At 43.1% G+C, this 1414-nt stretch carries 1 protein-coding gene; it reads left to right on the top strand.

The annotated features are described in order from the left end of the window. Positions 1–24: 24 nt before the first annotated feature. Entirely contained in the window at positions 25–1401 is a 1377-nt protein-coding gene (mnmE, locus tag A3766_RS26315) for a tRNA uridine-5-carboxymethylaminomethyl(34) synthesis GTPase MnmE (RefSeq protein WP_068507313.1), read from the top strand. The last annotated feature ends 13 nt before the right edge of the window (positions 1402–1414 follow it).

Genomic DNA, 1414 nt, shown 5'->3' with positions numbered 1-1414 from the left:
CGCTTAATCTACCCTGTTCTTGATATGAGTGAATATTATCAAGACACTATTGCAGCTCTTGCTACGGCGGCAGGTCGTGGCGGAGTTGGAATTGTCAGGGTATCAGGCCCAAAAGCCTTAGATATCGCTAAACTGATGGTTCATTTTGAGCCTAAGAATCGATATGCACATTATTGCGATTTCTATGATCCAGATGGTTTACGTTTAGATCAGGGAATTGCCCTGTACTTTAAAGGTCCCCACTCCTTTACCGGTGAAGACGTCGTTGAGTTCCAAGCTCATGGTGGCCCGGTCATTCTGGATCTTTTGTTAAAAGCCATCGTTTCGAATGGTGCTCGCTTAGCAGAAGCGGGAGAATTTTCTCAACGCGCCTTTTTTAATGACAAGCTGGATCTGGTTCAGGCTGAAGCTATTTCTGACTTGATAAACAGTACTTCCGAGCAGGCTGCTCGTTCTGCTTTGCGTTCCCTACAAGGGGACTTTTCTCAGCAAGTTGATGCCATTGTATCCGGCTTGATTAAACTCCGAATGTACGTGGAAGCAGCAATTGATTTCCCTGAAGAAGAAGTTGATTTTCTTTCTGAGTCACATGTCCTGGAGCAAGTTGATACTCTGATTGATACCTTGAATGACTTAATCAATAATGCGAATCAAGGGGCACTACTAACTGAAGGAATGAGGGTGGTAATTGCCGGTCGTCCAAATGCAGGTAAGTCTAGTTTGCTGAATGCTTTAGCAGGACGCGATTCAGCTATTGTGACTGATATTGAAGGAACTACACGTGATGTGCTTAAAGAGCAGATCAATATTGATGGAATGCCTTTACATATTATTGATACGGCAGGGCTTCGAGAAAGTACTGATAAAGTTGAACAGATTGGTATTGATAGAGCTTGGCAGGAAATTGAACAAGCTGATCGAATTCTTTTAGTTGTTGATGCTTCATCTATTGAATCAAACTCTGACTCATTACCAGACACGCTATGGCCAGAGTTTTTGGAAAAGCTCGATAATCAGGACCATATAACAATTGTTCGAAACAAAGTGGATAAAACGTCAGAAGCCCCATCGACTGCTTCGCTTGGTGAATTCCCACTTATTTCTTTATCCGCTAAGCAAAAACAAGGCTTAAGCTTACTACAAGATCACCTTAAAGAGTGCGTTGGTTATAAGGCTAATAATGAAGGTACATTTACTGCACGCAGACGGCACCTAGATGCCTTAAATCGTGCTTTGGATGCTGTAAATCTTGGTCGAAGACAGCTAACAGAGCTCAATGCCGGCGAGTTATTAGCCGAAGAGCTGCGTATTGCCCAAGATAATCTAGGGGAAATTACCGGTAAGTTCAGGCCCGATGACCTTCTTGGTGAAATCTTCAGTAGTTTCTGTATTGGAAAGTAGCTAGCGACTGATC

This window comes from Oleiphilus sp. HI0132 (genome assembly GCF_001635845.1).
This window is presented reverse-complemented; position numbering and strand designations above follow the sequence as displayed.

Excerpts from the sequence above, each read along its gene's own strand:
- mnmE (WP_068507313.1), top strand. The coding sequence starts at position 25 with ATGAGTGAATATTATCAAGACACTATTGCAGCTCTTGCTACGGCGGCA.